The organism is Pleurocapsa sp. CCALA 161 (assembly GCF_003003995.1).
In the GTDB taxonomy this organism is placed as follows: Bacteria; Cyanobacteriota; Cyanobacteriia; order Cyanobacteriales; family Xenococcaceae; genus Waterburya.
Genome location: NZ_PVWF01000159.1, coordinates 1 through 8,590, shown reverse-complemented (window position 1 = coordinate 8,590; position 8,590 = coordinate 1). Strand labels below are relative to the sequence as shown.

Below are 8,590 nucleotides of genomic sequence, written 5' to 3'. Positions count from 1 at the left end.
GGCTGTATTTCTTCTGAAGAGCTACTTGGAGAGAGATCCTCATACCAACCAGCCCACCAGCTTAAAGTTTCTAAAGGAGACAAAAGTGCAGCGGCTACTAAAGCAATAATTCCAATCCAAACTAAATTGAAGATTAGTTTAAAAGGCTCATCTAGATTGCCATACCAAGCGAACCACCAGTAGCGAATTGGTGACAAGAGGACTACTGCAACAAAGGTTACACCAGCCAGTATTGCCAGACCGCGTAATTGTTTGGCAATTGAAGTCAATTCAAAACGGCGATTTGTGTTCGTGGTGTCGATCTCCATCGAAGCAGCTACAGGCGATCGCGAATATATCTCCTGCTGTTTTCTCGACTGGACTGTTTTCTTGGGTCTTGACTTAAATGAGGTAACTGCCTTTTGAGGATCTGGTATGCCTACCTGCGTTGAATCGGCAATAGAATCTAAGCGTAATTCTTCTATAAATGACTTAAACTTCTTGCCTTCAGTGACAAGCTGTACACCAGCGGTTTTACAGGCAATCCAATGACCGAATTGAGCGATCGGCTGCCCAATAGTTCGCTGCAATACTTCTAGAGTAATCCAGCCTAATGATACAGTACCAAAAGCTTGCCAGACATTGGTATTGCTTACATCAGCAAAACCCACTACCATTGCTAACAATTGCCATAGCGATAAAAGCGAGAGAATGGGTTGTCCAAAATAGGGCATTGCTCCAAAAAGACTAAATATCAGTGGTGCATAGCCAAATGCCAAAGTACGTGCTAGTACACCAAAAGGGGCTTCAGCAGTAAAGGGTGCATAGCTAATCGCCCAGGTAGTTACAACTAAAAATAAGTAGCCAGAAGCAAATAAAATTGCCCCAATAACTAAACCAAAAATAAAGCGTATTGGTTTAACGCGGTTGATAAATAAGATAATGCTGTGAGCAGCAGCTTGAGAAAAGCCAGCAGCTAGAACTACTATAATTGCTACCGTCGAGCCATTAGGGAGAGAGTTTATTTGCTCAAATGCTTCTGATTTTAGAGCCAGAACCCATCCTAGCAGTTCCCAAAATCGTTCGAGGGCAGTTTCATTCATAGCAGAAGCTTTATTTATATTAGTTATTGACTCGATGGCTGTGGGGAGATAGACTTTTGTAGTAGGTTAATATGAGATTTGAAGCAAATAACTAGATCTCTGCTCTTAGTATCCAACTAAGTAATCCTAAACAATTAGCACTACCAAAGAAATGTGCGCCTAAAATGTTAACCTGCGCCAAGACTAATAATAAGTCAGCGACTGTTATGATATGTTCTCTTTCAAATACAGCAAGACCTTGAGGTCTGGCGATCGCATTTGCAACCAAAGAAACTAAGCTGATTTCAGTAGCGATTAAAGCTAACATCAATCCACCAAAGCTAGCTAACAATCCGATACGAAGTACCTGAATAATCTCTATTCTACTGGGCTGTGTTTCGGGGTCAACTCGCTGTAATTTTTTAGCCAGACGACTATATCGCCAAGCCCAATAAACTCCAAAGCATAAAGCTAGAAAGCTAAACATGGCGATAAAAATGCCGATTCCAGTACCACTATTGGTAGCATTACGACTAAATACCACCAGCAATAATGTTAGTCCCGATATGACACCTAGAACTAGATGAATCCAATAGCTGATGCGACCTAATGTGTATAAGGTGCGGGCAAATTTCTGTTTGTTAGGTAGTTGGTTATTGTTGGTTGATTCTACTAACTCGTCCATAACATCATATAAATCTCATTCGCTCATTACGTCTACAGTGTAGAAGATAATTAGCCTACCAGCGAGTTTTGATGTGATTAACAAGCCGAATAAAAAAAGAAAAGTAACGGTAACTAAAAATGAATTAACAAGAAATCAGTTGAAAATTTATCAAAAAAATCAACTGAAATATAAGTATGCGATCGCACAACTCCGAATAGAGCAGACCGCGCGATCGCATTTTCAATATAAGCAGATAAAAAGCGATCGCAGAATAGGTGATTATGGTAGGGCAAGCAGTGATAAATTTTCAACACTCTCAAGTCTGAAAAGTCTTCACCCAAACAAAGGCGTTCTTACCTTAACTCTAATGTCCCCCCTTGGTCATCGTCAAACCACTTGATTTCTACTTCCAGACTGTGCTGCACTCCCTTTGCTCCTTTGTCTTCATCCTCTACTTGTACTTCGAGAACCAGGCTTTGGGGAAGCTGTACTGTAATCTCCTTCTGACCCTGACTCAGCACTGCCTGACCTTGCGAAATCTTGTCAGCTAGTTGATGCAAGAATTCACTCACATCCGATCGGCTTTTCCGCTCTTCGCTCTTGAACAGTCTTGTTTCTTTTCCCATCATCTATCTCCTCTCAAAGACATTCTCAATTAATACAGAGTTGAAAGGCCTCTCAACTATTAATTATATAGAAGATCTGCAATTTCATTTACAGATTGTCAAGCGTCAACATCAGCAGGATTTAGAAAAATGCAAATTATAATTTATAGCTTATAGCTACGAACGAAATGAGTTAAAAATACTCCTCATAAGTTCCTCAAAACTTCTGGTTATAAATAGAGCAATAGCTTAAAAGTATCTCAACCGAGTGAGAGATACACCACAAGATGTGGTCAAGAAATATTGTTAAAGCTTTTTTATCAACTCGACACATTATTAGGAGTACAAATCTAATGTTTTCTTTAAATACCAAATCAATTTGTCTATTCTTCAGCTTTGCAACCATATTACTGCTGCTCAAACCATTAGCTGCCAATGCTCAAGCGACTGAACGCTCAGGCATTTCTAATGCAGAAAGTTTGGGTTCTTCAACTATAAAATCAGATGCGAAAAAACTTGCTCAATTCAAGCCAGAACGAGTAGAAGTTGATGTAGTAGAACCTGTAAATAAAGAAGCCAATCCATCTAACAGCTATTTGGGTATAGGTGGAAATATTGGCTTTGGAGGCAACGATACTGCCATTGGTGATGGTGCTTTTGCTGTCTTGGGTAAAGGTGCATTGAGTTCGCATTTTGCCCTACATCCTGCGGTGCTGTTTGGCGATAAAAATACTATTTTGTTGCCCGTAACCTACGGAATTCCTGTTGATATTGGTTCTTCAAAAACACTTTATCCTTTCATTGGTGGCGGAATATCAATCAAAAAAATATTTGATGATTTTGATGTCAATGCTTTAGCCACAGCAGGAGTAGATGTTCCAGTTACCGATCGCCTGACAGGAACAGCCCGTTTCAACCTAGGTTTTGGTGATGATACTGATACTGGCTTACTTTTAGGAATTGGCTACGGCACTTAATTTAGATAATCTACTAGAGACACATGAAAACAAAACTAAATGAAGCGCAACAACCATTCTCTATCATTTTCTCGTATTTCTAAAAACATATTAGGACTCACGACTGTATTTCTTATTGTTTTTTTCATCGCCATGAATTCATCCGCCCAAGATAACCAAGAAAAACAATATCTCTCGGCAGGGGAAAGCGATCCCATAGAAATGGGTTGGATGCAGGGCTTTCCACCTCCAGAGGACAAACGTTTAAAACTTGCCGATGGCTCTTTCTTTGAATTTCCTGCTTTACGTTATAGCGTGGCGCACATGAGGCAGTTTATGCCTACAGTTAATGTTTCCCGTGGAATAGAGAACCCACCAATTCCCTTTAAATATAAGTTAGATGAAAACATTGATACGCTAACTTTTGTTCCCTGGGATTCCGATGAAGAAATGACTTGGGAGGCTTCTCTGGGAAAAAACTATACCGACGGCATACTAATTCTACATCAAGGCAAAATTGTCTATGAAAAGTATTTTGCTGCCTTAAACGAGGTCGGGAAACACGCGGTCATGTCGCTAACAAAATCTTTCACGGGAACGCTAGGTGCTATGTTAGCTGCCGAAGGATTGCTAGATGAAAACAAAACCGTAATCGAATATGTACCCGAACTAAAAGATTCGGCTTTTGCTGATGCTACCGTCAGGCAAGTCATGGATATGACTACCGCCTTAAACTATAGCGAAGATTATTCTGACCCCAATGCTGAAGTTTGGCAATATGCGATCGCGGGAACTCCCCTACCCAAGCCTAAAGACTATGATGGACCAGTTGGCTATTATGAATATCTACAAACGGTACAAAAAAACGGCGAACATGGTGAAGCCTTTGGCTACAAAACTGTCAACGCCGATGCCCTGGGCTGGATAACTTCTAAGGTGACAGGAAAATCGGTGGCGCAATTGCTGTCAGAAAAGATATGGCAGCGAATCGGTATGGAACAGGATGGCTATTATTCAGTAGATGAATTAGGGACTCCTTCGGCGGGAGGCGGATTCAACGCTGGTTTGCGAGATCTAGGGCGTTTTGGAGAACTGATTCGCCGTAAAGGAAATTGGCAGGGCGAACAAATAATACCTCAAAGTGTCATAGAAGATATTCAACAAGGGGGAAGTCAAGAGAAATTTGCTAAGTCAGGTTACGACAAGTTGAAAGGCTGGTCTTACCGAGATATGTGGTGGATTACTAACAATGAAGATGGTGCATTTGCTGCTAGAGGCATACACGGACAAACTATCTATATCGATCCCAAGGCTGAGATGGTTCTCGTACGTTTTGCTTCCCATCCTGTTGCTGCTAATTTTGCCAACGATCGCTATTCCCTACCAGCCTATCAAGCCGTAGCTGATTATTTAAAGGAGCGAAGCTCCTAGCTATAAGCTATAAGCCATAGGCTTATAGCTTTGTCGAACAAAACTAACAACTGATAACTAATAACAAACATCATGAACACAGAACTATTTAACTTAGAAGGTAAAACTGCGATCGTTACTGGAGGCGCAAACGGTATTGGCAAAGGATGTAGCCAGATGCTATCTGATGCTGGTGCTAATATCGTCGTGGCGGATTTGAAATTTGAAGATGCTCAAAAAGCAGCCGATGAAATCAATGATCAAGGCGGAAAGGCGATCGCCGTATCCTGTAACGTAACCAAAGACGAAGACCTAATCAATTTAGTCAAGCGTACAATTGATGAGTTTGGCAGTATAAATATCCTCGTGAACAACGTTGGCGGTGGGGGTGCTGGAAAAGAAAGTCCCTCAGATATTTCGGTAGATGATTTTGCGCGAACTTTTCAACTCAATGTATTTAGTGCTTGGCGACTATCACAACTATGCGCTCCCGAAATGAAAAAAGCTGGTTATGGCTCTATTATCAGTATGTCTTCAATGTCATCCGTGAATAAAAGCCCTGCTATCAGTGCTTATGCTTCATCTAAAGCTGCAATCAATCACATGACTGCCAACTTAGCATTTGATTATGGTCCAGAAGTTAGGATCAATGCGGTAGCACCAGGAGCGGTAAAAACTGATGCTTTAGCTTCAGTGCTGACACCAGAAAGGGAGAAAAAAATGCTGTCGCACACGCCATTAGATCGACTAGGCAAGCCAGAAGACATCGCTGGTGCAGTGCTTTATTTTGCAGCCCCAATATCCTCATGGGTTAGCGGTCAGGTACTATTTGTCAACGGTGGTGGCGTACAAACTTTAGATTAATTTGTAGAAGAATTAATCATTTCCTCATGGCGATTGAACCTCCTAAATCAATCGTTATTCTCTCTCTTAGGACTTACGCATTGACAGAAGACCTCAAATATACAGTATCGGTTTGAGGTGTTTAATCTTGAGAAGACAGCGATCGCTGTCTTCTCAAAAGGCATTTGAGCAAGGATGAAATAACGTATTTCAGTCAATACAGAATAGTAAGTTTGTACGATGCGTAAGTCCTATCTCTTTTCTAATTTTGGCAAGTTGTTTCTGTCTAAAAAGTTGCACGCGCCATCAATATTTACAAGTAAAACATTTAAGGTAATAAAATGCGTAATTTGATTCAAAGTTTGTCAGCAGGTATTATTCTCTCTCTTGTCTCAACAGCAGCCCATGCTGAGGGAATATCAACTCATGTGCTGGATCTAAAAGATGGTGTAGGTAGAGCAAATGTGCCGGTTACACTTTCTATACAGGACGATAATAATTCTTGGACTGACATCGGCAGCGCAATGACGGAAGAAAATGGGCGTGTCGAATCTTTTGGCAAAGATATGGCAGTTAAATCAGGTGTTTATAAACTTACTTTTGATATGTCGGAAGATGGAGAAACTTTTTTCCCAGAAATTGATGTGGTCTTTAACGTAGAAGATCCCGAAGAACATTATCACGTACCAGTAATTGTTAGTCCCTTCGGTTACAGTACCTATCGTGGAAACTGATTTGTACTTCTCTACTTTTAACAATTTATGAGAACAGCTGTCAGCCAGATTTATTTTTAGAAGAGTCAATCATTACTGCATGAGAGTTAGGGCGTATCTTACTGCCATATCTACGAGTATAAACTTGAGTAAGCTCTGCACCAAATAACAAAATCTGGGCAGAGTAAAACACCCAGGCTAAAAAGACAATTAAAGAGCCAGCAGCACCATAAGCCGAACCCAAGCTGCTTTTGCCCAAATACAAGCCAATTAAGTATTTACCGAAGATAAATAGTAAGGCTGTAACAATCGCACCTACCCAGACATCTTTCCAGCGTATTTCAACATCGGGCAAGTATTTATAAATCAAGGCGAATAATAAAGTAATTAAGCCAAAAGAAATCAGCAAATTTAGCCCTCGCCATAAAGGTGCGAAATCGGAAACTAAATTGACATCCAAATTACTAATTGCAGCGAGAAGTGTACTAATCATCAAAGACACCAATAGTAAAAAGCCGATTGACAGTACCATGCCAAAAGATAACAATCGCTTACGCACGAATTCCCAGATTCCCGCGTTGGGTTTAGGCTCGACGTTCCAGACAGTATTTAATGCCGTTTGTAGTTGAGCAAATACCCCAGATGCACCAACAAATAACACCACGATACTAATAATGGAAGCTGCACTGCCTAATTTTGGTTGGTTTGCATTGGCTATGGCGGTTTCAATCGCCTCTGCTCCTTGTTGTCCTACTAAATAATTTATTTGAGAAACAATTTCACCACGAGCAGCCTCTTCACCAAAAACCGCACCCGCGGTCGCGATTGCAATTACTAATAATGGGGCAATTGAAAACACGGTATAGTAAGCCAACGCAGCAGCTAAAATAGAAACTTTATCTTTTTGCCATCCTTGAAAAGCTTCTTTTAATAGTCTAAAAATCGATTTAATTCGTATTGACATTAATATACCGAACGTAAGATTACCATAATTTTACAGGCGATTACAGATCGTTTTGGTTACTGTTACCGCAACAAGTATTGCCCTAATCACACTTATCAATACCATCTACAATCGACCATTATGAAGTTTAACCGAAAAGCTATAAAACTACTTCTATCGATCGTTATGGTCTCATACCAATTCTCCATGAAGATGCATTAAATTAAAGGTGGTGACAAAATGCACAGATATGGGAAATAAATTTCCAGTAGAAATCAAAGAAAGTGTAGAAGAACTTAAACACCGACTACACCATGCCATAACTTCTAGCACCAAAGAAAGAATACAAATGCTGTATCTCTCTGGAGAAAGTTTTTTTGGGGAATTTTCTCACTTGGATCATTTTTGTTTTCAGCAGTTCTTAAATCTCTTTTCTCAAGCCATAGGCTTTCGCCTTAACTTAATCCAAATGGATAATGGCAGCTTTCATAAATCTCTCGATTTGAAATGGCCCGATCATATTATTCCTATTTTTCAACCACCTTCTAGTCCTGAGCTTAACCCAATTGAACGTCTTTGGGAACACATTAAAAGCCAATTATCCTGGGAATATTGCCCGAGTTTAGACCAATTAAGAGCCAAATTGAAGCAGGTTCTTAATTCAATTTCGTCTGAAGCAATTGCTTCAATTTGTGGATGGGACTATATCATCTCAGCTTTATTTAGTGCAACTTCATAGAGAAATGGTATTAGTTGAAATGATAAAACGTTGAACTCTTTTGCCATCTCGTTTCAACCAAACCCATGACAAAAATACAGGAATATCTAATCCATTTAAATTTTTGTTTGAGAAAGAATTAGATTTAATATACAAGAACGAACATTACGAATCAGAGAACGAGTTGACCATTTATAATGATTCAAAAGAACTGAACAATTACTTTTCTTGTTTCGTTGCCTCTTCATCTCCCGAACCTAACAATGAAGCAACCAGTTGAGTTTGCGGAAATATTTCCAACAATAGCTTTTTTACCATTACCGTCAGAGGCAGAGCCATGAAAGCTCCAATAGGACCAAATATCCACGTCCAGATAATAACTGCCAAAAAAGTAACTAATACGGATAAGTCTAATCCTTCGGCAAAGTAGTGAGGAGAAACCACATTTTCAAAGAAAAGATTAATCAAAGCATATATAACGCCAAAGATTACTGCTCGCCCTAATCCCTGGTTAAGAAGGGTTAATAATACTGGCGGAACAAGGGCAATATAAAAACCGATATTAGGTATAAAGTTGAATAGGAATGAAAGTACTCCCCACAGTACGGCAAACTGCACCCCCATAATCCACATTAGAATAATCTGACAGATAGCTGTCAAAGCTCCTATCCAAC

9 protein-coding genes and 1 pseudogene are annotated in these 8,590 nt (G+C 39.9%); 5 read left to right on the top strand and 5 right to left on the bottom strand.

What is annotated here, in order from left to right:
• From C7B62_RS22820 to C7B62_RS22810, 3 genes and pseudogenes are all read right to left on the bottom strand, one after another.
• Window positions 1-1,082, bottom strand: a pseudogene (locus C7B62_RS22820) (CAAX protease); the annotation flags it as partial.
• A 91-nt stretch (window positions 1,083-1,173) separates the two neighbouring features.
• Window positions 1,174-1,746, bottom strand: coding sequence for a DUF3611 family protein (locus C7B62_RS22815; protein ID WP_106242882.1), 573 nt, complete (start codon window positions 1,744-1,746; stop codon window positions 1,174-1,176).
• Between the two features lie 335 nt (window positions 1,747-2,081).
• A complete protein-coding gene (locus C7B62_RS22810; protein WP_199194338.1) occupies window positions 2,082-2,357 on the bottom strand; it encodes an amphi-Trp domain-containing protein in 276 nt (91 codons plus the stop codon).
• 329 nt (window positions 2,358-2,686) lie between these two features.
• Here C7B62_RS22810 and C7B62_RS22805 point away from each other — a divergent pair, with 329 nt between their 5' ends.
• From C7B62_RS22805 to uraH, 4 genes are all read left to right on the top strand, one after another.
• On the top strand, window positions 2,687-3,310 hold the full coding sequence (locus C7B62_RS22805) for a hypothetical protein (RefSeq protein WP_106242879.1): 624 nt from the start codon (window positions 2,687-2,689) through the stop codon (window positions 3,308-3,310).
• Window positions 3,311-3,442: 132 nt separating this feature from the next.
• Entirely contained in the window at window positions 3,443-4,720 is a 1,278-nt protein-coding gene (locus tag C7B62_RS22800) for a serine hydrolase (protein ID WP_106242884.1), read from the top strand.
• Window positions 4,721-4,792: 72 nt separating this feature from the next.
• On the top strand, window positions 4,793-5,563 hold the full coding sequence (locus C7B62_RS22795) for a glucose 1-dehydrogenase (RefSeq protein ID WP_199194337.1): 771 nt from the start codon (window positions 4,793-4,795) through the stop codon (window positions 5,561-5,563).
• A 320-nt stretch (window positions 5,564-5,883) separates the two neighbouring features.
• On the top strand, window positions 5,884-6,276 hold the full coding sequence (gene uraH / locus C7B62_RS22790; protein WP_106242872.1) for a hydroxyisourate hydrolase: 393 nt from the start codon (window positions 5,884-5,886) through the stop codon (window positions 6,274-6,276).
• A 40-nt stretch (window positions 6,277-6,316) separates the two neighbouring features.
• Here the strand turns inward: uraH and C7B62_RS22785 are convergent, their stop codons facing one another.
• Window positions 6,317-7,219, bottom strand: coding sequence for a YihY/virulence factor BrkB family protein (locus C7B62_RS22785; RefSeq protein WP_106242869.1), 903 nt, complete (start codon window positions 7,217-7,219; stop codon window positions 6,317-6,319).
• Window positions 7,220-7,448: 229 nt separating this feature from the next.
• On the opposite strand from C7B62_RS22785, the gene C7B62_RS22780 reads away from it, so the two are divergent.
• The gene (locus C7B62_RS22780; protein ID WP_199194336.1) at window positions 7,449-7,937 is read left to right on the top strand and encodes a transposase; all 489 of its coding nucleotides are present in this window, start codon (window positions 7,449-7,451) and stop codon (window positions 7,935-7,937) included.
• A gap of 198 nt (window positions 7,938-8,135) precedes the next feature.
• On the opposite strand, the gene C7B62_RS22775 is transcribed toward C7B62_RS22780, so the two are convergent.
• On the bottom strand, window positions 8,136-8,590 hold a 455-nt coding region (locus C7B62_RS22775), incomplete at its 5' end, for an AI-2E family transporter (RefSeq protein WP_146132183.1).

Coding starts and splice junctions, on each gene's coding strand:
- C7B62_RS22795 (WP_199194337.1), top strand. CDS start 4,793: ATGAACACAGAACTATTTAACTTAGAAGGTAAAACTGCGATCGTTACT.
- C7B62_RS22800 (WP_106242884.1), top strand. CDS start 3,443: ATGAATTCATCCGCCCAAGATAACCAAGAAAAACAATATCTCTCGGCA.
- C7B62_RS22815 (WP_106242882.1), bottom strand. CDS start 1,746: ATGGACGAGTTAGTAGAATCAACCAACAATAACCAACTACCTAACAAA.
- uraH (WP_106242872.1), top strand. CDS start 5,884: ATGCGTAATTTGATTCAAAGTTTGTCAGCAGGTATTATTCTCTCTCTT.
- C7B62_RS22805 (WP_106242879.1), top strand. CDS start 2,687: ATGTTTTCTTTAAATACCAAATCAATTTGTCTATTCTTCAGCTTTGCA.
- C7B62_RS22785 (WP_106242869.1), bottom strand. CDS start 7,219: ATGTCAATACGAATTAAATCGATTTTTAGACTATTAAAAGAAGCTTTT.
- C7B62_RS22810 (WP_199194338.1), bottom strand. CDS start 2,357: ATGATGGGAAAAGAAACAAGACTGTTCAAGAGCGAAGAGCGGAAAAGC.
- C7B62_RS22780 (WP_199194336.1), top strand. CDS start 7,449: ATGGGAAATAAATTTCCAGTAGAAATCAAAGAAAGTGTAGAAGAACTT.